Source organism: Streptomyces sp. NPDC102259, assembly GCF_044766465.1.
Classification (GTDB): Bacteria; Actinomycetota; Actinomycetes; order Streptomycetales; family Streptomycetaceae; genus Streptomyces.
Map to the genome: position 1 here is coordinate 36,994 of NZ_JBIWMA010000005.1, position 25,959 is coordinate 62,952.

Annotated in this window: 24 protein-coding genes, 1 pseudogene and 1 riboswitch; of the genes and pseudogenes, 6 read left to right on the plus strand and 19 right to left on the minus strand. The window is 72.4% G+C overall.

The window, feature by feature from the left end; translation table 11 throughout:
* Nucleotides 1-20: 20 nt before the first annotated feature.
* Both ACIRPU_RS14320 and ACIRPU_RS14325 read right to left on the minus strand, forming a co-directional pair.
* Nucleotides 21-257 (minus strand): SCO1431 family membrane protein, encoded by a 237-nt coding sequence (locus tag ACIRPU_RS14320; RefSeq protein ID WP_384118941.1) that lies wholly within the window; start codon nt 255-257, stop codon nt 21-23.
* Entirely contained in the window at nt 254-1,621 is a 1,368-nt protein-coding gene (locus tag ACIRPU_RS14325; protein ID WP_403866345.1) for a peptidase C39 family protein, read from the minus strand. The genes ACIRPU_RS14320 and ACIRPU_RS14325 overlap by 4 nt, the downstream gene beginning before the upstream one ends.
* A 196-nt stretch (nt 1,622-1,817) precedes the next feature.
* On the opposite strand from ACIRPU_RS14325, the gene ACIRPU_RS14330 reads away from it, so the two are divergent.
* Nucleotides 1,818-2,438 (plus strand): uridine kinase, encoded by a 621-nt coding sequence (locus ACIRPU_RS14330; RefSeq protein ID WP_403867200.1) that lies wholly within the window; start codon nt 1,818-1,820, stop codon nt 2,436-2,438.
* Between the two features lie 438 nt (nt 2,439-2,876).
* Nucleotides 2,877-4,739 carry an AAA family ATPase gene (locus tag ACIRPU_RS14335; RefSeq protein ID WP_384118945.1) on the plus strand — a complete coding sequence of 621 codons (1,863 nt, stop codon included), beginning with the start codon at nt 2,877-2,879 and terminating at the stop codon, nt 4,737-4,739.
* An 18-nt stretch (nt 4,740-4,757) separates the two neighbouring features.
* On the opposite strand, the gene ACIRPU_RS14340 is transcribed toward ACIRPU_RS14335, so the two are convergent.
* The 9 genes from ACIRPU_RS14340 to ACIRPU_RS14380 all read right to left on the minus strand — a co-directional run bounded on the left by ACIRPU_RS14340 (nt 4,758) and on the right by ACIRPU_RS14380 (nt 12,198).
* Complete coding sequence (locus tag ACIRPU_RS14340) at nt 4,758-5,879, minus strand: hemolysin family protein (protein ID WP_403866348.1); 1,122 nt, start codon at nt 5,877-5,879, stop codon at nt 4,758-4,760.
* Nucleotides 5,876-7,201 (minus strand): hemolysin family protein, encoded by a 1,326-nt coding sequence (locus ACIRPU_RS14345; RefSeq protein WP_403866351.1) that lies wholly within the window; start codon nt 7,199-7,201, stop codon nt 5,876-5,878. The genes ACIRPU_RS14340 and ACIRPU_RS14345 overlap by 4 nt, the downstream gene beginning before the upstream one ends.
* A gap of 206 nt (nt 7,202-7,407) precedes the next feature.
* The gene (locus ACIRPU_RS14350; protein WP_403866354.1) at nt 7,408-7,875 is read right to left on the minus strand and encodes a PH domain-containing protein; all 468 of its coding nucleotides are present in this window, start codon (nt 7,873-7,875) and stop codon (nt 7,408-7,410) included.
* Between the two features lie 14 nt (nt 7,876-7,889).
* Nucleotides 7,890-8,738 carry an ATP phosphoribosyltransferase gene (gene hisG / locus ACIRPU_RS14355; RefSeq protein WP_384118952.1) on the minus strand — a complete coding sequence of 283 codons (849 nt, stop codon included), beginning with the start codon at nt 8,736-8,738 and terminating at the stop codon, nt 7,890-7,892.
* A gap of 86 nt (nt 8,739-8,824) precedes the next feature.
* Nucleotides 8,825-9,097 (minus strand): phosphoribosyl-ATP diphosphatase, encoded by a 273-nt coding sequence (locus ACIRPU_RS14360; RefSeq protein ID WP_085208505.1) that lies wholly within the window; start codon nt 9,095-9,097, stop codon nt 8,825-8,827.
* Between the two features lie 33 nt (nt 9,098-9,130).
* On the minus strand, nt 9,131-9,616 hold the full coding sequence (gene ribH / locus ACIRPU_RS14365) for a 6,7-dimethyl-8-ribityllumazine synthase (protein WP_403866359.1): 486 nt from the start codon (nt 9,614-9,616) through the stop codon (nt 9,131-9,133).
* Nucleotides 9,617-9,668: 52 nt separating this feature from the next.
* Nucleotides 9,669-10,958, minus strand: a complete 1,290-nt coding sequence (locus tag ACIRPU_RS14370) for a bifunctional 3,4-dihydroxy-2-butanone-4-phosphate synthase/GTP cyclohydrolase II (protein WP_403866362.1) — start codon at nt 10,956-10,958, stop codon at nt 9,669-9,671.
* Nucleotides 10,955-11,596 carry a nicotinamide riboside transporter PnuC gene (gene pnuC / locus ACIRPU_RS14375; protein WP_403866365.1) on the minus strand — a complete coding sequence of 214 codons (642 nt, stop codon included), beginning with the start codon at nt 11,594-11,596 and terminating at the stop codon, nt 10,955-10,957. Before pnuC ends, ACIRPU_RS14370 begins: the two co-directional genes overlap by 4 nt.
* A complete protein-coding gene (locus ACIRPU_RS14380) occupies nt 11,593-12,198 on the minus strand; it encodes a riboflavin synthase (protein WP_403866368.1) in 606 nt (201 codons plus the stop codon). The genes pnuC and ACIRPU_RS14380 overlap by 4 nt, the downstream gene beginning before the upstream one ends.
* A gap of 146 nt (nt 12,199-12,344) precedes the next feature.
* Nucleotides 12,345-12,475, minus strand: a riboswitch (FMN riboswitch).
* 378 nt (nt 12,476-12,853) lie between these two features.
* On the opposite strand from ACIRPU_RS14380, the gene ACIRPU_RS14385 reads away from it, so the two are divergent.
* Complete coding sequence (locus tag ACIRPU_RS14385) at nt 12,854-13,597, plus strand: SDR family oxidoreductase (protein WP_403866371.1); 744 nt, start codon at nt 12,854-12,856, stop codon at nt 13,595-13,597.
* 173 nt (nt 13,598-13,770) lie between these two features.
* On the opposite strand, the gene ACIRPU_RS14390 is transcribed toward ACIRPU_RS14385, so the two are convergent.
* Complete coding sequence (locus ACIRPU_RS14390; protein ID WP_403866374.1) at nt 13,771-15,021, minus strand: ROK family transcriptional regulator; 1,251 nt, start codon at nt 15,019-15,021, stop codon at nt 13,771-13,773.
* 134 nt (nt 15,022-15,155) lie between these two features.
* Between ACIRPU_RS14390 and ACIRPU_RS14395 the strand changes: the two genes are divergently transcribed.
* Complete coding sequence (locus ACIRPU_RS14395) at nt 15,156-16,376, plus strand: MFS transporter (protein WP_403866377.1); 1,221 nt, start codon at nt 15,156-15,158, stop codon at nt 16,374-16,376.
* Here the strand turns inward: ACIRPU_RS14395 and ACIRPU_RS14400 are convergent.
* Nucleotides 16,336-16,794 carry an acyl-CoA thioesterase gene (locus ACIRPU_RS14400; protein ID WP_403866380.1) on the minus strand — a complete coding sequence of 153 codons (459 nt, stop codon included), beginning with the start codon at nt 16,792-16,794 and terminating at the stop codon, nt 16,336-16,338. The two genes, ACIRPU_RS14395 and ACIRPU_RS14400, sit on opposite strands and share 41 nt — an antisense overlap.
* A 117-nt stretch (nt 16,795-16,911) precedes the next feature.
* Between ACIRPU_RS14400 and ACIRPU_RS14405 the strand changes: the two are divergent.
* A pseudogene (locus ACIRPU_RS14405) lies at nt 16,912-17,169 on the plus strand (solute carrier family 23 protein); the annotation flags it as partial.
* 52 nt (nt 17,170-17,221) lie between these two features.
* On the opposite strand, the gene ACIRPU_RS14410 reads toward ACIRPU_RS14405, so the two are convergent.
* A complete protein-coding gene (locus tag ACIRPU_RS14410; protein WP_403866383.1) occupies nt 17,222-18,340 on the minus strand; it encodes a glycoside hydrolase family 6 protein in 1,119 nt (372 codons plus the stop codon).
* 142 nt (nt 18,341-18,482) lie between these two features.
* On the opposite strand from ACIRPU_RS14410, the gene ACIRPU_RS14415 reads away from it, so the two are divergent.
* Nucleotides 18,483-19,211 (plus strand): DUF5995 family protein, encoded by a 729-nt coding sequence (locus tag ACIRPU_RS14415; RefSeq protein ID WP_403866386.1) that lies wholly within the window; start codon nt 18,483-18,485, stop codon nt 19,209-19,211.
* Nucleotides 19,212-19,280: 69 nt separating this feature from the next.
* On the opposite strand, the gene ACIRPU_RS14420 is transcribed toward ACIRPU_RS14415, so the two are convergent.
* The 5 genes from ACIRPU_RS14420 to ACIRPU_RS14440 form a co-directional block, all read right to left on the minus strand.
* On the minus strand, nt 19,281-20,993 hold the full coding sequence (locus tag ACIRPU_RS14420) for a flavin monoamine oxidase family protein (protein WP_403866389.1): 1,713 nt from the start codon (nt 20,991-20,993) through the stop codon (nt 19,281-19,283).
* A gap of 77 nt (nt 20,994-21,070) precedes the next feature.
* Complete coding sequence (locus ACIRPU_RS14425) at nt 21,071-21,859, minus strand: carbon-nitrogen hydrolase family protein (protein ID WP_403866392.1); 789 nt, start codon at nt 21,857-21,859, stop codon at nt 21,071-21,073.
* A gap of 192 nt (nt 21,860-22,051) precedes the next feature.
* Nucleotides 22,052-23,203: an MFS transporter gene (locus ACIRPU_RS14430; protein ID WP_403866395.1), complete on the minus strand. Its 1,152-nt coding sequence runs from the start codon at nt 23,201-23,203 to the stop codon at nt 22,052-22,054.
* A 106-nt stretch (nt 23,204-23,309) separates the two neighbouring features.
* The gene (locus ACIRPU_RS14435; RefSeq protein ID WP_403866398.1) at nt 23,310-24,803 is read right to left on the minus strand and encodes an HAD-IA family hydrolase; all 1,494 of its coding nucleotides are present in this window, start codon (nt 24,801-24,803) and stop codon (nt 23,310-23,312) included.
* 23 nt (nt 24,804-24,826) lie between these two features.
* Nucleotides 24,827-25,957, minus strand: coding sequence for an ABC transporter ATP-binding protein (locus ACIRPU_RS14440; RefSeq protein ID WP_403866401.1), 1,131 nt, complete (start codon nt 25,955-25,957; stop codon nt 24,827-24,829).
* Nucleotides 25,958-25,959: the final 2 nt, after the last annotated feature.

The following is a 25,959-nucleotide window of genomic DNA, read 5'->3' on the forward strand; positions in this document are numbered from 1 at the left end:
CGTGCGTCAGGTCACGCCCGTCACAGCAGTCCGAGCTGGGTGACCAGCATCGCGACGACCGCGACGAGGACCCAGCCCATGAGGTGTTCGAGGATCTTCGGGCCGTCGGTCTCGGGGCCGCCGGTGCGGGCGCGGGTGGCGGTGGCGGTCTGCGGGGTCATGGTGTCTCGCTGACGTCGGACGTACAGGGTGGTTCCCCCCACCGATCCGTCCACCTTGCCACCCGCCGGGGCTTTTGCGGCGGAGACCTTGCTCACACGGGGACTCCCACCGCCGTGAGGGCCTTGCACTGGCGGGCCGTCGGACGCGCCGGGAAGTAGAGGTAGCAGATGCCTCCGGTGCCGGAGGCGACCTTGCCGCCGGCGTTGTACCGCTTGGTCCTGAGCCAGATGTTCTCGAACTCCCGCCGCCGGTACACCCGCCGCACCGCCGTGTCGTTCGCCGAGAACGGGTCGTTGGCGATCACATCGCCCTCGGCCGTGAAGCCGATCACGGTCATCAGGTGCCCGGAGGTGCCGTATCCCGCTCCCGTGAGCTCCTCCTTGAGGAAGGACTGGGACGTTATGGCCGGGATCCCCGCCGCGATGAGCGTCTCCAGGTCGGTGAGCGAGCGGAGCCGGGTGACCACACCCTGGACGTCCTTGAAGGTGCCCGCGTAGGCCGCGTTGAACGGCCAGTTGCCGCAGCCGCCGTACTGGTGGTCGTACGTGTGCCTGGCCGCGTGGCACACCTGGGGGTCGGCGTAGGAGGGGTCGACCCACGCCAGCTGTTCGGGGGTGAGCCGGCCGCCCCAGTACTCGACGATCATCTGCGAGGAGGTGGGGCTGCACCAGGCTTCGCCGCCGCTGTCGTACTCGGGGTACTGGCCCAGGTGGATCTCCTGGGAGTAGCGCGGGACGGTCAGCTCCTGCGCGAGGCCGGGCACTGAGGCCGGGACGGTGAACCGGTCCGGGACGTCGGAGCCCATCGCGCCCAGCCGCCACACGGTCGGGGTGAGCTTGGTGCCGGGACGCCGGTACAGGGTGAGGCGGAGCCGGCAGGAGGCGAGACGCAGGCCCGTCGAGGCGTCGTCGATCGCGAAGGTGTCGGTCCAGACGGTGCTTCTGCCGTCGGTCTGGTCGTCCACCGAGGTGCGCTTGATGTCCTGGTCGCCGGAGGCCCAGCGGCCCATCACGTACCAGGGGGTGTCCGCGCCGTCGGAGTACGTGCCCTTCAGCTCGACCTGGAGCCAGGTACCGGCCGGGGTGCTCGCGCTCCAGGAGGCGATCACCTCCGTCGAGGGGACGGCGAGTGTCTGGACCGGGGACGTCCAGGTCGCGTACTCCCAGGTGGCCGTGGTCTTGGTGTGCGGGTCGGTGTAGTCGACGGTGCCGAGCGGGGTGCCGACGACGACGCCCGGGCGCAGGCCCGCCACGGCACGGGTGCCCTTGGCACTACCGGCGCGCCAGTCGGCGTACGTGGTCCAGGAGCGGTAGTCGACGGTCCGGGCCGGGGCCGACTCGGCGGCCGCGGTGTCCGGCGCGTCGGCGGCCGTGGCGGCCGGGGCCGAGCCCCCTGCCACCGCGGCGGCGACCGCGGCGGCGAGGACCGTTCTGCGGGACGGCTGTTCGGCTCTGCTCATGAGCGGAAGACCCCCAGGGTGTCTGCGCGGCTGTGCGCCAACTATGGACGGCACGGGCCCCGCCTTCCAGCACTTCCGCCCGTGCCACGCCACCAATATTGGTCTGAGCCACTGGCAGGACGAGCGGTCGTAGACTTTCGCGCCGTACGACGTCTCCGCCCGTGAGCCTCCCGCTCTTCGCACCCCAGGACCCGCCATCCACCAGCTCGCCGCCCGTCTGCGCCGTCTGCCGCCGTCCTGTGGGCCGGTACGGCTGATCGGCGTCGACGGACACGCCGGCTCGGGGAAGTCCACCCTGGCCGCGACGCTGGCCGAGGCGCTGGGCGGCGCGCCGGTGCTGCGTCTCGACGACATCGCCAGCCACGACGAGCTGTTCGCCTGGACCGGGCGGCTGCTGACCCAGGTCGTCGAGCCGTTCGGCCGCGGCGAGACCGCGCACTACACCCCCTACGACTGGCGCGCCCGCCGTTTCGGCCCGCCGCGGACGCTGCCCGCGGCCCCCGTCGTCCTGGTCGAGGGGGTCGGCGCCGGGCGCCGCGCCCTGCGGCCGTTCCTGGCGTGTCTGCTGTGGATGGACATGCCTCCCGAGGAGGCCTGGGCGCGCGGGCGGTCCCGGGACGGGGAGGAGCAGCGGGAGTTCTGGGACGGGTGGGTCGCGGCCGAGATCCGTCACTTCGCGAACGACCCTTCGCGCCCCCATGCCGCCCTGTTGGTACGGCAGTTGAGGCAGGGGTACGAGGTGTCGCCGGGGCCGGTGGGAGACCTTGGACCACACCAGGGTGTCACCCACCGTGACGGACCACCCGCGATGTGGTGAAGGTGTGAAGGGCCCCGCGTCGGAACTTCGCCAACTGCTTCAGCCATGCTTGACCGACGGCCCGTACAGGACTTACGTTCTGAATGTGCGGCTATCACAGCCGCCCTCGGACGCGAAGCCCCCGGTTGTTCCCCCGTGATCGGGGGCTTCGTTCTGCCCTCATTCCGTCCGACGCCCCCTTTCCGGACGCGTCACGGCACGATCCGCTCACCCAGGGTCACCGCGCGGGATGCGCCCCGTCCGCTCCCACCTCGCCGAACGGCCTGTGCGGCACCCTACGGCGAGCGGCTCCCACGCAGGTACGATGCCCTCGGTGCGGCCTGGGCGACTGCCTCGCGCACCTTGCAACTCCGGTCCGCGGCACAGCGGTTCGACCAAGGCAGCCGAAGGGCGACGCCCGGCGGCACACCGACGGGGGCACGGTTTGTGGGGGACGTGATGGACTTCGGCACGCAGGGCCCCGACGCCCCGGCCGACCTCGCCTGGCTGCGAGGCGTGGACGCCTACACGATGGGCGCCTATCCGCAGGCGGAGGAGGAGTTCCGCACCGCGGTGCGGATCGATCCCGGGATGGCCGACGGCTGGCTCGGGCTGCACGCGCTGCGGGTCGACACGACGACCGCGCTGCTCAGGATGTTCCGGCACCGCGAGCGCTTCGGCGAACAGCGGACCCGGCACCGCCGGACCCTCAACTCCTGGTACTGGCTGGGCTGGTGGGTGCAACCGGTGCTGGAGAGTCCGCGCGACCTGCTCCTCGCGCACGCCTCGCACTGGCTGGACGGCCGCCATGTGCCCGAACTGGACCGGGCGCTCGCCGGGCTGCCGCCCGTCGACACCGATCATCAGGTCCGCTTCCTGCACGCCTGCCGGGCCTATCTGGTCAAGGACTGGGAGCAGCTGGTCCGGCACACCGACCCGCTGCTCGACGACCCCCTGCTGGGCATCGAGGCCGGCCTGTTCGGCGGGATGGCCCGGGTGCGTCTGGAGATGTACGGCCAGGCCGAGCCGCTGTTGTCGTCGGCCCTGATGCGCTGCCGCAGCGAGCAGCCACAGCGCAAGGAGCTGCGGTACTGGCTGGCCCGGGCCCATGAGGGAACGGGCCGTTCGGCGGCGGCTCTCCCCCTGTACCGGGCGGTGCACCGCGTCGACGCCGCTTTCATGGACACCTCGGCCCGGCTCGCCGCGATCGCCGAGAGCGACGGGTACGACGACCCCGCCGACTTCGCGGCGATCACGCTCACCGGGGTCGGGCAGGACATGGTGGACGGCCCGGACGGCTTCGACCCGCTGTTCGGCACCGAGGGCCGGGATCTGAGGCTCACCGAGCCCTCCGACCTGCCGCCCGTCGTCCCGCTGCCGTCGGTGACCGATCCGGCGGTGCGGGAGAAGACCGTCGTCTCCTCGTCGCTGCCGGCCGGGCCCACCGATCCCGTGTTACTCGAGGAGGCGCTCGCCGAACTGGAGGGCATGGTCGGCCTGGAGCCGGTGAAGCGCCAGGTCAAGGCGCTGTCCGCGCAGCTCAACATGGCCCGGCTGCGGACCGGCCAGGGCCTTCCGGTCCAGCCGCCGAAGCGCCACTTCGTCTTCTCCGGTCCTTCCGGCACCGGCAAGACCACGGTGGCCCGGATCCTCGGCCGTGTCTTCTACGCCCTCGGTCTGCTGGGCGGCGACCATCTGGTGGAGGCCCAGCGGGCCGATCTGGTCGGCGAGTATCTCGGCCAGACGGCCGTGAAGGCCAACGAGCTGATCGACTCCGCCCTCGGTGGTGTGCTCTTCGTCGACGAGGCGTACTCGCTGTCGAACTCCGGTTACGGCAAGGGCGACGCGTACGGCGACGAGGCGCTCCAGGTGCTGCTGAAGCGGGCCGAGGACAACCGGGACCACCTGGTGGTGATCCTGGCCGGCTATCCGGAGGGCATGGACCGTCTGCTGGCCGCCAACCCCGGACTGTCCTCCCGCTTCACGACCCGCGTCGACTTCCCCTCCTACCGGCCCCTGGAGCTCACCTCCATCGGCGAGGTGCTGGCCGCGGAGAACGGCGACGCGTGGGACGAGGAGGCCCTGGACGAGCTGCGCTCGATCGCCGGGCACGTCGTGGACCAGGGGTGGATCGACGAACTGGGCAACGGCCGGTTCCTGCGGACCCTGTACGAGAAGAGCTGCGCCTACCGGGATCTCCGGCTGTCGACCTATCCGGGCGGGCTGACCCGCGACGACCTGGCGACCCTGCGGCTGCCGGATCTGATGCAGGCGTACGGGGAGGTGCTGTCGGGGAGGGGGCCGCAGGATCCGGCGGTGTGACGGATCCCGCGGCTCCTCTCAGCTCGCCAGCGCTTCCTCCGGGGACGGGGGTCCGCCCTCGAGCGGAGCCGGGACCTTGGGGGAACTCCCCCTCGGTTCCGTCAGCCGGATCTCGGAGACCTCCCGGTGCGCGGGGTCGGTGACCTCGCCCACCAGCAGCTCCAGCACGTCCTCCAGCGCGACCAGGCCGAGGACCCGGCCGGACGCGTCGGCCACCTGCGCCAGGTGGGTCGCCGCCCGGCGCATCACCGTCAGCGCGTCGTCCAGCGGCAGCTCGGAGCGGAGCGTCGTCATCGGTCGCCAGACCTGCTGCGGCACCGCCCGCTCGGAGTCCTCCACGTCGAGGACGTCCTTCACGTGCAGATAGCCCATGAAGGCGCCGTTCTCCGCGGCCACCGGGAAGCGGGAGTAGCCGGTACGGGCGGTCAGCGCGACGATCTCCCCGGGGGTGACCGACGGGCTGACCGTCACCAGGGACTCGCGCTTCAGCAGCACGTCCGTAACCGGGCGGGAGCCCAGCTCCAGCGCGTCCTCCAGCCGCTCCTGCTCCTCGGGGTCGAGGAGCCCGGCCTGTCCGGAGTCCTCCAGCAGCCGGTTCAGCTGCTCGCTGGTGACGACGGCCTCGACCTCGTCCCTGGGCTCGACGTCAAAGAGGCGCAGGATCCCCCGGGCGCAGGCGCCCAGGGCCACCGTGATCGGCCGGCAGACCCGGGCGAAGGCGACCAGGCCGGGGCTGAGCCACAGCGCGGCCTTCTCGGGGGCCGCCATGGCGAGGTTCTTCGGGACCATCTCGCCGATGACGAGGTGGAAGAAGACCACGGCCGCGAGGGCCACCACATAGCCCAGCGGGTGGATCATGCCGTGCGGGAGGCGGACCGCCTCGAGGACCGGCTCCAGCAGGTGCGCGACCGTCGGTTCGGCGACCGCGCCCAGGGTGAGGGAGCAGACGGTGATGCCGAACTGGGCCGCGGCCATCATCTGCGGCAGGCGTTCCAGACCGTAGAGGACCTGACGGGCCCGTGCGGTGCCCAGGGGCTCGATCTGGCTGCGGCGGACGGAGACGAGCGCGAACTCGGCGCCGACGAAGAATCCGTTGGCGAGCACGAGCAGCGCGGCGAAGAGAAGCTGGAGGGCGCTCATCGGGCGGCCTCCACGACCTGGGCGGTCCGCACCAGGCGGACCCGCTCGGCCCGGTAGTGGCCGATGCGGCGCACGGAGAGCCGCCAGCCGGGCAGTTCGGCCCGGTCGCCGACGGCCGGGATCCGGCCGAGCAGGTCGGCGACCAGCCCGGCGACCGTCTCGTACGGCCCCTCGGGGACCTCCAGGCCTATGCGCTGGAGGGTGTCGACACGGCAGCTGCCGTCCACGTCCCAGGCGGGCCTGCCCTCCTCGGGCGGGGCCGCGGCGAGTTCGGGCGCGTCCTGGCCGTCGTGCTCGTCACGGACCTCGCCGACGATCTCCTCGACGATGTCCTCGAGCGTGACCACCCCGGCCGTGCCGCCGTACTCGTCGACGACGACGGCGATGGGCTGCTCGCTGCGCAGCCGGGCCAGCAGGGGCTGGACGGGCAGGGTCTCCGGGACCAGCAGCGCGGGGCGGGCGATACGGCCGAGCGGGGTACGCAGCCGGTCGTGGACGGGGACCGCCAGGGCGTCCTTGAGATGGACCATGCCGACGATCTCGTCGATCTTCTCGCGGTAGACCGGGAAGCGGGACAGGCCGGTGGCGCGGGTCAGGTTGACCACGTCCTCGGCGGTGGCCGACGACTGAAGGGAGCTCACCTTCACCCGCGGGGTCATGACGTGCTGAGCGGTCAGCTCGGCCAGCGACAGGGTCCGGACGAAGAGGTCGGCCGTGTCCTGTTCGAGCGCCCCGGCCCGGGCCGAGTGACGGGCCAGGGAGACGAGTTCACCGGGGGTCCGCGCGGAGGCCAGCTCCGCGGTGGGCTCGACGCCCAGGGCGCGCACCAGCCGGTTGGCGACGGTGTTCAGCGCCGCGATCACCGGCCGGAAGAGGCGGGAGAAGCCTGCCTGCGGGCCCGCGACGAAGCGCGCGACCTGAAGGGGCTTGGACACCGCCCAGTTCTTGGGCACGAGCTCGCCGATCACCATCTGCACGGCGGAGGCCAGCAGCATGCCGACGACCACGGCGACACCGGAGACGGCGCCCTCGGGGATGCCGATCGCGGTGAACGGGCCGTGCAGCAGCTCGGCCAGCGCCGGTTCGGCGAGCATGCCGACGACGAGCGAGGTGATGGTGATGCCGAGCTGGGTGCCGGAGAGCTGGAAGGACAGTTCCTTCAACGACTCGACGACCGTATGGGCTCGTCGGTCGCCCTCGGCGGCGGCCTTCTCGGCGTCCGGCCGCTCGACCGTGACAAGGCCGAACTCGGCGGCGACGAAGAAGCCGTTGGCGAGGATGAGCAGGAACGCGGCTGCCAGGAGCAGCAACGGGGTGGTCATGATGCCGCCGCCTCCGAAAGAGGTCGGACAGGGGCGGCGCAGGTACTACAGGACGAACCGTCCATCGCCGGAGGGAGTCACTCCTCGGGTAGCAGGAACCCCTGTGCACCCGGCAGGGAGCCACAGGGGCGGAGGCGAAAGGGGAACGCCTCCGTCACCAGATTAATCAAGACACGGGCTTCAGCGGCAGGGTGGACGGCCCCGAGTCAGCCCTGATCTTGCTCTGTGGACGTCTCGGGGTCCCGGACGGACCGGGCTTCCGCGAGCGTCCGCAGGGTGCGCGCGTCGGCGATGGCCTGCTGCTTGTCGATGCCCGGCTGGATGCCGAGGGCGGGCAGGCTGGTGCCGTCGCTGAGGTTGAGGAACACCCAGGGGTCGCCCGGACGGAGGTTCACCTGGACGATCTCGGCCCAGTCCAGGCGCCGTCTGCTCGCGATGTTCACGACGGTGACACCCAAGTCGTCGGCGACGACCCGTACCCGGGCGAGCTGGGCCAGCACCCAGAAGATGAGGGCGCCGGTGAGGATGAAGCTGAGCCGCTCCCCCGGGCCGAGCTGCTCCAGCAGCATCGCCACGGCGGAGATGACGAGGAGGATCACCACTCCGGCCGTGAGCAGCACCACACGGGTGCGCCCTGGCCGGAAGGTGACGGGGAGGGTCGGCAGGTTGGACATGTTCCCGGCTGAGGTCAGAGGCGGCAGGCGTGGATGGCCGTGGTCAGGATGGCGCGGGCGCCGATGTCGTAGAGGTCGTCCATGATCCGCTGGGCCTCCTTGGCCGGAACCATGGCACGGACGGCGACCCAGCCCTCGTTGTGCAGCGGGGAGACGGTCGGCGACTCCAGACCCGGGGTCAGCGCGACGGCCTTCTCCAGCTGCTCCACGCGGCAGTCGTAGTCCATCATCACGTACGTCCGGGCGACCAGGACGCCCTGGAGACGGCGCAGGAACTGCTGCACCTTGGGCTCCTCGACGTCCGCGCCGGTGCGGCGGATCACGATGGCCTCGGACTTCATGATGGGCTCGCCGAAGACCTCGAGGCCCGCGTTGCGCAGCGAGGTGCCGGTCTCGACGACGTCGGCGATGACCTCGGCGACACCGAGTTCGATCGCGGTCTCGACGGCGCCGTCGAGGTGCACGACGGAGGCGTCGACGCCCTGCTCGGCCAGGTGCTTGGCGACGATGCCCTCGTAGGAAGTGGCGACCGTCCGGCCCTGGAGGTCCTCGATGCCGTCGGCCGTGCCCGGCTTGGCGGCGAAGCGGAAGGTGGAGCGGGCGAAGCCGAGCGGCAGGATCTCCTCGGCGTTGGCGCCGGAGTCGATCAGCAGGTCGCGGCCGGTGACGCCGATGTCGAGGCGCCCGGAGGAGACGTAGATCGCGATGTCCCGGGGGCGGAGGTAGAAGAACTCGACGTCGTTGACCGGGTCGACGATCCGCAGCTCCTTGGACTCACGGCGCTGCTGGTAGCCGGCCTCATGCAGCATCTCCCCCGCGGGGCCTGACAGGGAACCCTTGTTGGGGACGGCGATGCGCAGCATGAGGTCGGCTTCCTTCGCGTGGAACGTGACGATCGGGGCGGATGTGTGGGGTGGTGATGTGTGCGGTGGTGTCTGAAAAATGATGTTTACAGGTGGGCGTACACGTCGTCCAGCGAGATCCCGCGGGCGACCATCATCACCTGGACGTGGTAGAGCAGCTGCGAGATCTCCTCGGCGGCTGCCTCCTTGCCTTCGTACTCGGCCGCCATCCAGACCTCGGCGGCCTCTTCGACGACCTTCTTGCCGATGGCATGGACGCCCTTCTCGACCAGTTCTGCGGTGCGGGAAGTGGCGGGGTCGCCGCTGGCGGCCTTCTGCTGGAGCTCGGTGAAGAGCTCCTCGAACGTCTTCTTGGACATGGTGATCCCACCCTAGCCGTTGTGCCGGCCTGCCTACCGCCAGGGTTCGGATACTGAGCGGAGGATGGCCGCGGTCGCCACCGCCGCCGTCACCGCCTCGTGCCCCTTGTCCTCGTTGGAGCCCTCGAGGCCGGCCCGGTCCAGGGCCTGCTCCTCGGTGTCGCAGGTGAGGACGCCCATGCCGACGGGCACCCCGGTCTCGACGGAGACCTGGGTGAGGCCCTGGGCGACGCCCTGGCACACGTACTCGAAGTGCGGGGTGCCGCCGCGGATGACGACGCCGAGGGCGACGATCGCGTCGTAGCCCCGCCCGGCCAGCACCTTGGCGACGACCGGGAGCTCCCAGCTGCCCGGGACCCTCAGCAGGGTCGGCTCGTCGATGCCGAGGTCGTGCAGGGCGCGCAGCGCGCCGTCGACCAGTCCGTCCATCACCTTCTCGTGCCACTGTGCCGCGATGACGGCGACCCGCAGGTCACCCACATTGCGTACGGACAGTTCCGGTGCGCCCTTGCCGCTCACGTCTCTCCTCTTGCCTCTCGTGCCTTGCCGACCTGTGCCTTGCCGACTTGCGTTACTGGTTGCCGCAGGGGGACACGGGGGTCGTGTCCAGCCAGGGCAGATCGTGTCCCATCCGGTCCCGCTTGGTGCGCAGGTAGCGGATGTTGTGCTCGCCCGCCTGTACGGGCATCGGCTCGCGCCGGGTGACCTCGATGCCGTGCCTGACGAGGGCGTCGGTCTTCTCGGGGTTGTTGGTCATCAGGCGCACGCTGCGCACGCCGAGGTCCTCGAGGATCTGCGCGCCGGCCGCGTAGTCACGGGCGTCGGCGGGCAGGCCCAGCTCCAGGTTGGCGTCGAGGGTGTCGTGCCCCTGCTCCTGGAGCTCGTAGGCCCTCAGCTTGGACAGCAGACCGATGCCCCGGCCCTCGTGCCCGCGCAGGTAGACGACCACGCCCCGGCCCTCGCTCTGGATCCGCTCCAGGGAGGTGTCGAGCTGGGGGCCGCAGTCGCAGCGCTGGGAGGCGAAGATGTCGCCGGTGAGGCACTCGGAGTGCACCCGGACGAGGACGTCCTCGCCGTCGCCGATCTCGCCGTGGACGAGGGCGACGTGCTCGACCCCGTCGACGGTGGAGCGGTAGCCGTACGCGGTGAAGGTGCCGTGGACGGTGGGCAGCCGGGTCTGCGCCTCGCGACGGACCGTGGGCTCGGCGCTGCGGCGGTAGGCGATCAGGTCCTCGATGGAGATGATCGTCAGGCCGTGCTTGCGGGCGAACGGGATCAGTTCGGGCAGGCGGAGCATCCGGCCGTCCTCGCCGGCGATCTCGACGATCGCGCCGGCCGGTCGCAGCCCCGCGAGACGGGCGAGGTCGACGGCCGCCTCGGTGTGGCCGTCGCGGGTCAGCACGCCGCCGGGCTTGGCGCGGAGCGGGAAGATGTGACCCGGGCGGACGAAGTCCGTGGCCTCGGTGACGCCGCTCGCCAGGAGCCGCAGCGTGGTGGCGCGGTCGGCGGCGGAGATGCCGGTGGTCACGCCGTGGGCGGCGGAGGCGTCGACGGAGACCGTGAACGCGGTCTTCATCGACTCGGTGTTGTCCTCGACCATCTGCGGGAGCTTCAGGCGCTCCAGTTCGTCGCCCTCCATGGGGGCGCAGATCAGGCCGCGGCACTCGCTCATCATGAAGGCGACGATCTCGGGGGTGGCCTTCTCCGCGGCGATGACGAGGTCCCCCTCGTTCTCGCGGTCCTCGTCGTCGACGACCACCACGGGGCGGCCTGCGGCGATGTCGGCGATGGCCCGCTCCACGGGGTCCAGCGCGAAGTCCTCGATGCCGTCCGTGCTGTAGAGGATCGGTGCGGTACTCATGCCGGCGCTCCTTCCAGAGCGGGTTGCGAGGCCTTGCGGGAGCGCAGCCACCAGTCGCGCATGCCCCACAGGACGAGCGCGCCGTAGATGACGTAGACGAAGCCGGAGAAGGCGTAGCCGTTGGCGAAGTTCAGGGGGACGCCGACGAGGTCGACGAGGAGCCAGGCGATCCAGAACTCGACCATGCCGCGCGCCTGGGCGTACATGGCGACGATCGTGCCGACGAAGATGTAGGCGTCCGGCCAGGGGTCCCAGGACAGGTCGGGGTAGGCCTTGAACAGCAGGGCCACGGCGACGGTGCCCACGGCGGCGGCGCCGGCCATGGCCGCGCGCTCGATCCAGGTCGCGAAGCGGGGGGTGATCTGGCCGTCCCCGGACCGGCCCCTGCTGCGGTTCCACTGCCACCAGCCGTACAGGGCGACGACCATGACGACGACCTGCTTGCCGGCGCTGCCGGTCAGGTGGCCGTAGAAGGCGCCGAAGAGGACGAGCCCGGAGAGGAACTGCACCGGCCAGGTCCACAGGGAGCGGCGCCAGCCGAGGGCGAGGGTGATCAGGCCCAGGATGTTGCCGATCATGTCCGACCAGAGGATGTGCTGGTCGAGGAGGGTGAAGGCCTCGGAGTTCAGCGAGTTCACCGCGCCGCTCCCCGGGTGGTGGCCAGCAGGCGCTCGACGTACTTGGCGACGATGTCCACCTCGAGGTTGACCGTGTCGCCGGGCTGCTTGAGGCCGAGCGTGGTCAGGGCGAGGGTGGTGGGGATGAGGCTGACGGTGAAGAAGTCGGGGCCGGCCTCGACGACGGTGAGGCTGATGCCGTCGACGGTGATGGAGCCCTTCTCCACGACGTACCGGGCGAGGTCGGCGGGCAGGGAGATCTTGATGATCTCCCAGTTCTCGGAGGGCTTGCGCTCCAACACCGCGCCGGTGCCGTCGACATGCCCCTGCACGATGTGCCCGCCGAGGCGGTCGCCGACGGCGGTGGGGCGTTCGAGGTTGACGCGGGAGCCGACGCCGAGCGCTCCGAGGCTGGAGCGGTTCAGGGTCTCCGCCATGACGTCGGCGGTGAACTCGTCGCCCTCGTGCTCGACGACGGTGAGACAGACCCCGTTCACGGCGATGGAGTCGCCGTGCTTCGCGCCGTCGGTGACGACGGGGCCGCGCAGCCGGAAGCGGGAGGCGTCGCCGAGATTCTCGACGGCGGTGACCTCACCCAGCTCTTCGACGATTCCGGTGAACACTTCCCGGGTCCTCCTGCCTCTTCGGGCACGGACTCCGGGGCCTGTCGATGACGACAGTAGGTACGGGCAACGACACCGGGGGCGACGCCGGACAGACTCGTCCGCGGACGAGTACGTATACGGCGGCGCGCACGAATGCCCGCCCGCCGCGCACTGCCTCCCATCCGGACTTTAACCGTCGGTCCAGGAATTTCACCTGGTCAACCGGCCGCTGGAAGCGACCGGGTCGCGGACTATAACCGCCGGTTCGGACTTTCACCGACCCCGGAGTGCGCTGCTTTGGTTTACAGGGCCAGTGTGCCACGCCGGGTACGCGTCCATACAGGTGAAAGATGTGGGGTGGCTCACAGGTCGTCAATTCGGGTTGCGCCCGGTTCGGTTCGGGCCCGGCCCCGGCGCGACCGGGATTGGTCCATACCTATTGACGTACTGGTCTAGTCCTTTCTAGGGTCGGCGGAGTGCGGCCCGGCGGCGGTGACGACGGCCCTTGCCCGCCGCCGGGCCCCTTCGCTCCGGCCGACCGCCGCGCGTCCCGTCGGACGGAACCCCCGCCGTGAGCTGCGGGACGTGCGAGCCCTGGCCGACCCGGACAAGCTTGACCGTCGGAGGGCGTTCCGGCCTGGAGCGCGCCCGGTGTCCGAAGGAGCTGAACGGCATGACCACGATCCTCGTGACCGGCGGTACGGGAACGCTCGGCCGGCTCGTCACCGAACGGCTGCGGACGGACGGGCACGACGTGCGGGTACTGAGCCGGCACGCCCAGCCGTACGCCGTCGACCTGCGCGAGGGCGGTCCGGGACTGGACGCGGCCGTCGCGGGCGTGGACACGATCGTGCACTGCGCGACCACTCCGCGCGGAGACGACGAGCAGGCGGCCGCGAACCTGATCGCCGCGGCGCGGCAGGCCGGGGTGCCGCACCTGCTCTACATCTCCATCGTCGGCGTCGACCAGGTGCCGTTCGGCTACTACAAGGCCAAGCTCGCCGTGGAGAAGCTGGTGGCGGAGTCGGGGCTCGGCTGGACGGTGCTGCGCGCGACCCAGTTCCACGACCTGCTGGTCCAGCTGTTCCAGGCGCTGGCCAAGGTGCCGGTGATGGTGCTGCCGGCGGGGGTGAGCGACCAGCCGGTGGAGGTCGCGGAGGTCGCCGACCGGCTCGCGGAGCTGGCGGTGGGCGCGCCGGCCGGCCGGGTCGACGACATGGGCGGGCCCGAGGTGCGCACGTTCGAGTCGCTGGCCCGCGCGTTCCTGAAGGCGAGCGGCCGGCGGTGCGCGGTGGTGAACGTGCCGCTGTGGGGCGCGGCCTACCGGGGCTTTCGCGCCGGAGGTCACCTGACACCGGAGCGGGCGGTGGGCAAGGGCACGTTCGAGGACTACCTGGCGACGCGCATCCGTCGGTGAGCATCCGTCGGTGGACACGCGCCATCGACGCGCCCGCCGTCGACGCGTACACCTAGTCGACGCGCACCCTCGTCGGAGCGCACCCGCCGCTGAAGCTCATCCGCGCTGAAGCGCACCCGTCGTCAGCGCGCGTCCGTCGCTGAAGCGCACCCGTCGTCGAAGCGCATCCGTCGTCAGCGTTCCTCGGTCCCGCGTGCCGTCCCGAAGAGCTCCTCCTGGGCGGCGTCGCGGGCCGTCAGCAGCGCGCCGCGCAGTACCGCGCCGCCGCCCAGCGCGCTGGGGCGCACCTGCGTGGGCAGCGGCGCCATCTGCCGGAGCCGCCGTGCCACCCGGCTCGCGAGGACCTCCCCGCCGGCCTGGCCGACCTCCCCGCCGAGGACCACGCAGCCGGGGTCCAGGACGGCGACGACGGAGGCCGCGCCGAGGGCGAGACGGTCGGCCAGGGCGTCGAGGAAACCGTCGGCGGCAGCGGTGGCGGCACCGGTGTCCGGAGTGTCCACCGCCGCACGCACCAGCGCCGCCGCCACCGGCTCGGCGGAGCGCGCGTGCGCCGTCAGCCCGTGCTCCGCCGCCAGTGCGGCGATCGCCGCCGAGCCGGCCAGCGAATGGAAGCCGCCCTCGCAGTCCGTCGCCGAGGGCAGGCCGTTCGTGCCGGGTACCGGCAGGAAGCCGATCTCGCCGGTGCCGCCGGAGGCGCCGCGGCGCAGTGCGCCGTCCAGGACGACGGCCGCGCCGGTGCCGTGGCCCAGCCACAGCAGGACGAAGGTGTCGCGGTCCCGGGCGGCGCCCTCGCGCTGTTCGGCCAGGGCGGCCAGATTGGTCTCGTTCTCGACGAGCGCGTGGGCGTCCGGGAAGCGTTCCTGCAACGCGGCCACCAGCCGGCGGTGCCACTCGGGCAGGCCGCTGGAGTCGCGCAGCTCGCCGCTGGCGGGGTCGATCAGCCCGGGTGCGCCGATGCCGAGGGTGTGCAGCCGCCCCCAGGCCCGCAGACCCTCGCGCGGAGGCGCCCTGACGGTCTCGGCCTCCTTCACCGCCCGCTCGACCAGCGAGACCGCCTGTTCCACGGCCGTCCCGGTGCCCGTGTCGCCGCCGATCGGCACGGACGCCTCGGCGAGCACCCGGCCGACCAGGTCCGAGACGAGCACGGTGACCCCCTCGGTGCGCACGTCCAGCGCGGCCAGCCGGGCGCGGTCGGCGACGATGCCGTAGAGCTTGGCGTTCGGCCCGCGCCGCTGCTCACCCGCCTCCCCGACCACCTCGATCAGACCGGCGGCGGCGAGGCGTTCGACGAGGTCGGCGACCGACGGGCGGGACAGGCCGGTGAGCTGTTTCAACTGCCCTGCCGTCAGCGGGCCTTCGTGCTGAAGGAGCCGGAGGGCGAGCCGGTCGTTGATGGCCCGGGCGGTGCTCGGGGAAGCGGGCATGGCGGGAATCCTCCCACGGCCGAGGGGACCGGATCGGTGGCGGCCGACCGCCGTCCCCTATTTATCAGGCAGGGTTCCTGATAGTTTACGTCGGCATCGCGACGACGCGGCGCGGATCCGGAAGGGACGGGAGAATGAGCCGAGTGGACGCAGTGATCCACACACCGTCGGAGGTCCGGCGCGCCCGGTACGCCGTGGCGGCCGTGTTCGCCGTGCACGGCGCGGTCACCGGTTCGTTCGCCACCCGCGTGCCGTGGATCCAGGACCACGCCGACGTGTCCACCGGACAGCTCGGGTTCGCGCTCGCCTTCACGGCGTTCGGCGCGGCCTGCGCGATGCCGCTGGCCGGCTCGATCACCCATCGCTTCGGCAGCCGCGCGGCCCTGCGCGGACTGCTCGCGCTGTGGACGCTGTCGCTGGTCCTGCCCGCCCTGGCCCCTAACCTGCTGACGCTCTGCCTGGCGATGTTCGCGTACGGCGCGTCGGCGGGCATGGCCGACGTGGCGATGAACGCCCTGGGCGTCGAGGTGGAGCGGCTGCTGGACAGGTCGATCATGTCGGGGCTGCACGGCATGTGGAGCGCGGGCGCCCTGATCGGCTCGGCGGGCGGGACGCTCGCCGCGCACCTGGGTGCGGACGCGCGCGTGCACCATGTGCTGTCGGCGGCCGTCCTCACCCTCCTGGGCCTGCTGGCCTGCCGCTGGGTGCTGGACCTGCGGCCGGCCGAGGACGAGGAGCCGCCGCCGCGGTTCACGCTGCCGCCCCGCTCGGCGCTGCTGATCGGCGCGGTCGGGTTCTGCGCGGTGTTCGCGGAGGGCGCCAGCCTGGACTGGTCGGCCGTCTACCTGCGCGACCAGCTCGGCTCGTCGGCCGGGGCGGCGGCCGCCTGCACGACCGGCTTCATGTTCACGATGGCGGTGGCCCGGATCGTGGGCGACGCGGTGGTGAACCGGTTCGGCGCGGTGCGTACCGTCCGGGCGGGCGGTGTCCTCGCCGCGCTGGGCGGGCTGCTGATCGTCGTCGCGGGGCACCCGGCGGTGGCGATGGTCGGGTTCGGGCTGATGGGGCTGGGCATCGCGGTCGTCGTGCCGCTGTGCTTCGCGGCGGCCGGGCACAGCGGGCCGAACCCGAGCCAGGCCATCGCGGGCGTCGCGACGATCACCTACACCTCCGGCCTGATCGCCCCGAGCCTGATCGGCGGGGTGGCCCAGGCGACCAGCCTGGTGGTGTCCTTCGTCGTGGTGACGGTCCTGGCGTGCGGGCTCGTGCTGTTCGCGGGTGTGCTGCGGGGCGGTGAGCGGACCGGCGCGAAGGTCAGTCCGCGGGCCGCAGCAGTGCCCGACCCCCGGCCCTGAAGGCGTCGCTCCACGGCGTGGGGCGCAGGGTGTTCGCGTCGAGTCGCACCAGGACACGGGTGCCCCGCGCGTACGTCGTCACCCCGTCCGCCGAGCAGAACCGGAAGCCGTACGTCAGCGCCGTGCCGCCGAGCCGGTCCAGCCAGAGGTGGACGGCGTACGTGCCGGTACGGGTGACCGGGGCCTCGTAGCCGATCAGCAGCTCCCTGACGACGTTGCAGGCATCCCCGGCGCTCGCCCAGTCGCCCTCGAAGCGGACCCCGTTGTCCTGCCAGTACTCGGTCCAGGCCCGCTCGACGAGCAGCGGGTAGCGGGCGTTGTGCAGCATGCCCAGCGCGTCCAGGTCGTCGAAGTGGACGGTGACGGGCATGAGCCGGCCGTACGACACAGCGGGCGCGCTCGGGGCTTCGGCGGTCACGGCGGGGGCTCCTGTGCGGGTATGAGGTGCGGGTATGAGGTGCGTGTACGGGGAAACTACCCTCATCCTACGGGGTCGCTAAGCGGTCGCTCACCCTCCGGCTTCACGTGAGAATGGTCGTTCGTCGCACCCGCCCTCATGGGCCTCGATCCCGACCTCGCCATCATGATGTCCGGCATCGCGACCGTGATCTTCCTGCTCGCGACCCGCGGCCGGGTGCCCAGCCACCTCGGGTGCTCGCTGTCCTTCGTGGGCGTGGCCGCCGTCATCCGGGCGCAGGGCGGGACGAGCGCCACGGTCACCGGCGCGGTCTTCGTCGTCGGGGCGGCGCCGTTCGTCGTCGGACTGGCCGTGCAGCGGTTCGGGGCGCGGATCAGCCCGCCCACCTCAAGAAGTCGCGGCCCCTGCTGGACGAGGGCACCAGCAGCTACGACGAGGCCAGTTCGTAGGCGTACGACGGGCTGAACTCGCCGGCCGCCCCCCTGCAGCCGTCCGACTCCCCCGGCAGCTTGACCCACAGGTAGGCGTCGATCCGGGCCTCGCCGGTCCGGAAGGTGGGGGCCCGGCCGATGCTCCGGCCGTCCGGGTCGCACCACTCGCCGCCGGTGGGCGCGCCGTTGCCGTTGCGGCTGGTATCGATGACGGCGCCCAGGCCGGGCGGGCCGCTCAGGGCGTCCAGGACCCGGCGGTCGTAGGCGACCTCGTCGGCCGTGCGGTGGAAGTTGGAGACGTTGCTGAAGATCCCGTCGGAGGACGCGGCCGAGGCGGCGCCGGCCTGTCTCAGCAGCGCGGCCTGCTCGGCCGGGGCGTTCCAGCCGGAGTGCCCGGCGTCGTAGTAGACGCGCGCCTTCGGGTCGGCCGACTTCAGCACCCGTCCCGCGCGGGCCAGCGCGGCGAGCCGGTCGACCCGCCCGGCCTCGTCGAGGCAGTCGGTCTGGGCTATCGCGTCGGGCTCCAGGACGACCACCACCTCGCCGGAGCCGAGCCCGGCGGCGAAGGCGTCGATCCAGCCCGCGTAGGCGTCGAGGTCGGGCGCCCCGCCCTCGGAGGCGCCGCCGCAGTCACGGTCCGGGATGGCGTACGCCACGAGGACGGGCACACGGCCCTGACCGGCGGCGCCCGCCGTGACCGCGCGGACCCGCGAGGTCACGGTGTCGGGCGCGTACTCGGTGAACCACACGGCGGCCGGCCGGCTCGCGATGCGGGACTCGATGACGGCGGTGCGCGGATCCCCCGGGTGGGCGTGGACCCAGTCGAGGACCTGGGACTCGGGGTGGCGGTAGAGGCTCGCGGTCCCGGCGGCCGCCCGTGGCTTTCGCGCGGTACGGCCGGGCGAGGGCGTCGGCTTCACGGTCGGGGCGGAGGCCGAGGGGGACCCGGACGGGGACGGCGGGTTCGCGGTCGAGGGGGACACGAGCGTCGCGCTCGCCTTCGGGCGGGCCCGGTCGGCGCCGCGTGGGTCGCCGCCCTCGTCCCCGTCGCCGAATGCGGTCAGCATCCCCGCCGCGGCGCCCAGGGCCACCACCACCGAGGCGGCGGCGACCATGACACCTCGCCGTCCGGCCCGTCCCTCACGTACGCCTCGCACCGTGCTGTTCCCCTCCCGCGCGACGGGCTCGTTCCCCCGTTCCGGGGAAGCGTCGGGCCCGCCGACACGCGGGCCAGCCTAGGACTGTCACCCTGCCCCCATGCCGCAATTGGAACAGTTCACCGCACCCGTCGGGACAGGCCTCGACACGGACCGCACGAGTGTCGACGAGGTGCTCGCCCGGATGCGCGCCCTCGACGCGGCCCTGCCTCCCGGGGACGGCGTCGCGGTCTTCAACCGCGTCTACCTCGCGGTGACCCAGGAGGTCGACCGGCGCATCGACACGGGCCGGTTCCCGGACGCGCGGGCCGCGACCACGCTGGACGTACGGTTCGCGAAGCGCTACCTGGACGCGGTGGACCCGGGGCCCGTCGACCGGCGGCCACCGGCCTGCTGGCGGCCGCTGCTCCAGTTCCGCCGCCATCCCGGCGTACGCCCGCTTCAGTTCGCGCTCGCGGGCATCAACGCGCACATCGGGCACGACCTGGCGCTCGCCGTGGTGGACGCCTGTCGTAGCCTCGGCTGCGAACCGGCCGAGCTGGAGGACGAGTTCGACCGCGTGGGCGAACTACTCGGCTCGCTGGAGGAACGCATCCGAGAAGAGCTGATGCCGGGCCCCGACCTGTTGCAGATCGCCGACCCGCTCACCCATCTGCTCGGCTCCTGGAGCCTGGAGCGCGCCCGGGACGCCACCTGGACGGCGGCCCGGGCCCTGTGGGCACTGCGCCGGCTCCCCGACGTGGCCGAGGAGTTCACCGAACGCCTCGACACGGCCGTCGGCTTCGCGGGCCGCATGATGCTCACACCGCTGTCGGGCCTCGTGCTGTGAACTCCCGTTCGCTGTGAGACCCCGCGCGCTGTGAGACCCCCGCGCTGTCGGACCTCGCGCCGTGCGGCCTCAGTCCTCCGGGAGTTCCACCGGCGCGATCTCGTCGTACACGTCGCCCGGGCCCGGGTTGGTCGCGTCGGTCGTCCCGCCGAAGTGGTGCATGACGCCCCAGACCGCGTTCAGCGCGGTCTGCACCGCCCCTTCTGCCCAGCCCGCGGTCCAGGAGATGTCGTCGCCGGCGAGGAAGACGCCCCGCTTGTCCTCGGGCAGCCGGTCCTGCATGAAGTGGGTGAACAGGCGCCGCTGGTAGCGGTAGTGGCCGGGCAGGTTGGCCTTGAACGCGCCCATGAAGTAGGGCTCGTTCTCCCAGGAGACCGTCACCGGGTTGCCGATGATGTGCTTCCTGATGTCGACGTTCGGATAGATCTCGCCGAGCGACTTCAGCATGACCTCCATCCGCTCGTTCGCGGACAGCGGCAGCCACTTCAGGCTGTCGTCGCACCAGGTGTACGACAGGCAGATGACGGCGGGCTTGTCCGGGCCGTCGTCGAGGAGGTAGGTGCCGCGCGTCATACGGTCGGTGAGCGTCATCGACATGACGTCGCGGCCCGTGGGGTTCCCCCTGTCGTCGACGGCCTTGTCCAGCCAGAACGGCCTGTCGACCGGGACGAACAGCTTGCTGGACTCCATGTAGTGGGTGCGCTCGATCGCCGTCCAGTGGTCGATCGGGAAGAGCGAGTCGTCGCAGGCGATCTTCGACAGCAGCATCCAGGACTGCGCGGTGAAGATCGCCGCCCGGTAGGTGCGGATGTCGCCGTTGGCGTCCGTCACGGTGATCCCGTTGCCGGCGGTCCGGTGCAGCCGGGTCACGGCCGGGCGGGGCTCGCCGCCCTCGTGCAGGCTCGCCAGCGAGGTGCCGTACGCCCAGTGGACGATCTTCTCGGGCTCGCGCTCCCAGAGGCGCAGCGGCAGCTGCTGGGAGCCGCCGACGATCCCCCGGTGGTGGTCGTCGGCCTCGGTGTAGACGACGCGCAGGATCTCCAGGATGGAGTTCGGGAAGTCCGTGTCCCAGCCGCCGGTGCCGAAGCCCACCTGGCCGAAGATCTCGCGGTGCCGGAAGGATTTGAAGGCCTCGGAGTCGCAGAGGAAGCCGTAGAAGGTCTGGTTGTCGAGCTTCTCGACGAGCTTCGCCCAGATCTCGCGGATGCGCGGCACGTCCCGCTCGCGCATGGCCTGGTTCATGTCGGAGAAGTCGGCGCCCTCTTCGAGGCACTTGTTCCAGGCGGCGGCGACGTCACGGTAGACCTGCGGCAGGTCCGCGGCCGTCTCGGCGTAGTGCGACTCGCCCTTGAGGTCGACGACCGTCGAAGGGGTCGCCTCCGCCAGGGGGTTGGGGAAGGGCTGCGTCCGCAGTCCCACCAGGTCGATGTAGTGCTGGAGCGCCGTGGAGGACGGCGGGAAGCGCATCGCGCCCATCTCGGCGGTGAGGGAGGGGTCGCAGCCGTCGAAGCCGACGGTACGCAGCCGGCCGCCGATGCGGTCGGCCTCGTAGACGACCGGCTTGAGCCCCATCTTCATCAGCTCGTACGCGGCCACGATGCCGGACAGTCCGCCGCCGATGACGGCGACCTCGGTGCCGTGCTCGGTCGCGGGGATCTGGCCGAGGCCCGCCGGGTGGGCGAGGAAGTCGTCGTACGCGTAGGGGAAGTCCGGGCCGAACATGGTGATCGGCGGCTGCTGCTCGTCTGCGTGCTCGACGGCGTTGGGCACGGTGGACGTCATGGGGTAGGGACTCCTTGCGCGTGGTGACTCGGGGGGAAGCTCAGGGGTGACAGGGGCGGAGCGGGTGCGGGCCGGGTTCAGACCAGGGACCCGTAGAGCCCGGGGCGGCGGTCCTTCAGGTACGGGTTCGCCTCGCGGGACGCGGCGAGGGCGACCGGGTCGGCGTCGGCGAACACCAGCTCCTCGCCGCGCCCGGCGCGGGTGCGGGCGACCCCGTCGGGACCGGCCAGCGTGGAGAGGCCGACGAACTCGAACTCGCCCTCCAGGCCGACCCGGTTGACGTACGCCACGTACATCTGGTTCTCGAAGGCGCGGACCGGGATCACCGACTCGGCGACGAACTGGAAGGGATGCATCTGCGCCGTCGGCACGACGAGGAGGTCGGTGCCGGCGAGGGCGTGGGCGCGGACGTTCTCCGGGAACTCGACGTCGTAGCAGATCATGAGGCCGACGGTGAGGCCGTTCAGCTCGGCCTGGACGACCGGCTGCCCGCCCGGCTCGAAGTGGTCGCGCTCGAAGCAGCCGAAGAGGTGGGTCTTGCGGTAGTTCGCGAGCCGGCCGCCGTCGGCGGAGATCAGCTGGGCGGAGTTGTGGACCGTCTCGCCGTGGCGCTCCGGATAGCCGTACGCGATGGCGAGGCCGTGCCGGCCGGCGATCTCGGCGACGGCGTCCGCGGAGTCGCCGTCGGCGGGCTCGGCGAGGCGGGCGATGTCGTCGCCGATCGCGTACCCGGTGAGGAACATCTCCGGCGCGACGAGCAGCCCGGCGCCCGCGGCGGCGGCCCGGTCCGCGGCCTCGTCGAGGACCTTCAGGTTCTCGACGACGGAGCCGGGGCGGCCGGAGCTCTGGAGCAGGGCGGTGCGCATGCGTGATCCTCACCGGACGGAAGGGTGGTTGTGGGGGCCATCTAGACGGTACGGGCGCGCGCCCGGCCCGGACAAGGAGGAGCCGTTGCGCGCCGGTGAGCGGATCGTTGCGTGCGGGGGCCGCCGGGCGGCGATTCGTTGCGCCCCCTCGCTCGCCCCTCACTCACCCGTGGCCCGCCCCTCGCTCGCCCCTCACTCACGCATGGCCCGCCCCTCACCCGCCTCACCCGCCCCTGGCCCGCCCCTCCCCCGGGCCGGCCTCGACATCGTCATCGTGACCGCCACCATCAGGTACGGCACCGCGCACAGGGCGAAGACGACGCCGTGCGGGAACGTCGAGCCGAGGGCGCCGTACCCGCCGTACACCGCGATGGTCACCACTTCCGTGCCGAGGCTCGCGACCGAGGTGAGGGTGGCCCGGCCGGTGCCCTCGATGCGCTGCTGGAGCCGGACGTCGGCCAGGACGGTCGCCAGCTGGAAGCCGCCGAAGGCGAGGGCGACGAGGGCGATGCCGGCCGGGGCGCGGCTGAGCCCTCCGACGGCGAGGGCGAGCGCGGAGAGGGCGAGCAGCGCGGCGAATCCCCGGCGGCCCAGGCGCTCGGCCGGTCCGGCCGACACGCTTCCGGCGGTGACGCCGGCCCAGATCAGCACCAGCAGGTGGGGGATGTTCGCCTCCGGTACGCCCGTCTCCCTGACCAGCAGGGGCGTGTACTCGTCGAGGGCGCCCCACACCGCCGTCACGGCCGGGACGAGCAGCAGGGCGCCGCGTACGGAGCGGTCGCGCCGGGCGTCGGCCAGTCCGGCCCGCAGGGTCGCCGCCCAGCTGTCGCCGTCGCCGGTCGGCCGCCGGTGCTCGGAGAAACGGGTCGCCGTCGCGGCGCACAGCAGACAGGCCAGCACGCTGGCCGCCCCGACGGCCGGGTATCCGCCGACCGCGAAGACCGGCCCCGCCAGGCCCATCGCCGTCATCACCGCCACCTGACCCACCGCGTGCGCGCGGCCCATCAGCCGGGCGTACCGGTCCGCGGCGTCCGCCCGGTCCAGCTCCTCGTAGACCAGCGCCTCCAGCGCGCCGGAGCCCAGCGCGCCGCGCGCGCCCCACAGGACGAAGCCGGCCGCGAAGGCCCAGTACGACGGGAACAGCACCCACAGGGCGAAGCCGACCGCGCCCAGCAGCGGGCCGATCCACAGCAGCAGCCGTCGGGAGACGGCGTCCGCCCAGGCGCCCGAGGGCACCTCCAGCAGGACGCCGGTGAGCGACCACAGGACGAACAGGGAGGAGATCTGCCCGACGGACAGGCCACTGTCCGCGAACAGCAGCGCGTACACCGGGTAGAGCAGCACGAACTCGTCGAGGAACGCGTACGCGTACAGCGGGGCGGTCAGTCGACGGACGTCGGGGCCGGTCGTGGATCAATGTCGCCAGGTCATGACACCGATGGTAGTCAGCTCACGCGCCGCCGCCCACCGGTTTCCCGGTGATCGTGAAGGGGGTGACCGTGAAGGGGGTGATCGCGAAGGTGGTGATCACCGCGGCGTGGTCGGAGGGCCAGTCGTTGTCCTCGACGTCCGGCCACGGCCGGGGGCTGCCGGCGACGTGTGTCCGGGAGTCGAGCACCCTGAGGCCCCGGTGGAGCACGAAGTCGATCCGGTCCTGCGGCTCCGGGCGGCCGCTGCCGTCCTCGTGCGCGGTGTGGACCGGCGACCAGGTGTGCCCGGGCTCCCGTACGGGGTCGGGGTGCGCCTCGCGGTAGGAGTCGGCGAAGCCCGCCGCCTCGGCGGCCCTCGTCACCGGCCACTCGACGTCCGGCCGGTCCAGGTGGGAGGGGCTGTTGAAGTCACCGACGAGGACGACGGGCCCGCCCGGACCCGCTCCGATCCGGTGCAGGGCGTCCCGCAGCCGCGCGAGCCGCTCCCCCTCGTGGGCGATCAGGGCGTCCGCGGGAAGCCCGTCGAAGGCGGACTCGTAGGGCCCGTACGGCGCGCAGTCCAGGTGGGCCGTCCACACGTCGACCTCGGCGCCGCCGACGTCGATCCGGACACCCGCCGCGCCGTAGAAGCCCACGTCGGGGTCGCCGAGGGCGGCCGTGATCGGGTGCCGGCTGATGATCCCGAGATTCTCCCCGGCCCGGTGGTGGTGCCATCCGAGGGCTTCGGCGAGCTCCTCGGCGGCGGTGCCGTACGTCTCCTGGAGGCCGACCACGTCCACGTCGGTCTCGGTGAGGACCTTGAGCTGCTTGGCCCGGTGGTCGCGGACCTTCGTGCCGCCGTACCAGAGGTTCCAGGTCATGACGCGGAGCCGGTGCGGCAGCAGGGAGCGCAGCCCCCCGGGGGTGACGCCCTCCAGGCCGGGCACGACGGTCCGGCCGGGCGCCGCCCCGATCGGCGCGAGCGACGGCACCGCCAGCACCGCGCACCCGGCCGCCTCGGCGGAGGTCACACCGGTCTCGGTGTCCTCGACGGCCACACAGGCCACCGGGTCGACGCCGAGGGCGCGGCAGGCGGCGAGGTAGGGGTCGGGGGCGGGCTTGGTGTGCTCGGTGTCGTCGGCGGTGACGGTGACGGCGAAGCGGCTCGCGCCGAGCGCGTCGAGCACCGTGTCGGCGACCGCCCGGGGCGACGCGGTCACCAGTGCCGTCGGTACGCCCTCCCGGGCCAGGGCGTCGAGCAGGGCGAGCGCGCCGGGGCGGGGCACTACGCCGGCCCGGACGCGGTCCGCGAACTCCCGGTGGAGCGCCTCGGCGAGCCCCGCGGCCGGCCGGCCCGTGGTGGTGGCCAGCCAGTGGGCGGTGTGCTCGACGGGACGGCCGAGCACCTCCGGCCGGTCCGCCTCGGTCAGGGCCCGTCCGGCCACCCGTTCCACCGCCTCCCACCACAGCCGCTCGGTGTCGACGAGCGTGCCGTCCATGTCGAACAGGACGGCCTGGAGCGGGAGTTGCGACACGGTTGCCTCTTTCGGTGGGGGGATCAGGAGGTACGTTCGGCCACGAGCACCGGGCGGTCGGGCAGCGACACGCTCACCGCGGCGCCCGCCGCGAGCTCGGCGGCCTCGTGGGCGGGCAGGTCGGCCTTGACCTCGGTGCCGTCGGCCAGCCGGACGGTGACGCGGACGGCCGCGCCGAGGAAGGAGGTGGCGACCACGCGCGCGTCCCCGCCGTCCTCGGCCCGCACCCGCACCGCCTCCGGCCGCACCAGCACGTCCACCTCGGTCACCGCCGGGATCCTGCCGTCGACGGGCAGCCGACGCCCGAGCACGTCGACGGTCTCGCCGTCGAGGCGTCCCGGGATCCGGCTCGTCGTGCCCACGAACTCGGCGACGAAGGCCGTGGCGGGGCGGCCGTACAACTCGGCCGGGGCGGCGCACTGTTCGAGCCGTCCGGCCCGCATCACGGCGACCCGGTCCGCCATGGACAGGGCCTCCTCCTGATCGTGGGTGACGAACAGGGTGGTGATGCCCAGCTCCTGCTGGAGCCGCCGGATCTCCTCGCGCAGGGTCAGCCGTACCTTGGCGTCGAGCGCGGAGAGCGGCTCGTCCAGGAGCAGGACGCGCGGGCGCAGGGCGAGGGCGCGGGCCAGGGCGACCCGCTGCTGCTGGCCGCCGGAGAGCTGGTGCGGGAACCTGGCGCCCTTGTCGGCGAGGCCCACCAGCTCCAGCAACTCGGCCGCCCGGAAACGCCGTTCGGCGGTGCGCACCTTGCGCATCCGCAGCCCGAAGGCCACGTTGTCGAGCACGTCGAGGTGCGGGAAGAGGCTGTACGACTGGAAGACCATCCCGGCGTCCCGGCGGTGGGCCGGCACCCGGGTGACGTCCTCGCCGTCGAGCAGCACCTCGCCGGAATCGGGGTGTTCGAACCCGGCGAGCATCCGCAGGGCGGTGGTCTTGCCGCAGCCGGAGGGGCCGAGCAGGGCCAGGAGTTCACCCGGCCGGACGGTGAGGTCGAGGCCGTCGAGGGCCAGGGTCGGCCCGAACTCCCGGCGCAGGCCGCGGAATTCGACGGTCGCCGCCTCCGTGGCCGTATCCGTCGCTGTCTTCGCTGTCTTCGCTGTCTTCGCTGTCCTGGTGGCTGACTTCGCCGCTGACTTGTCGAGCACGGTCATGG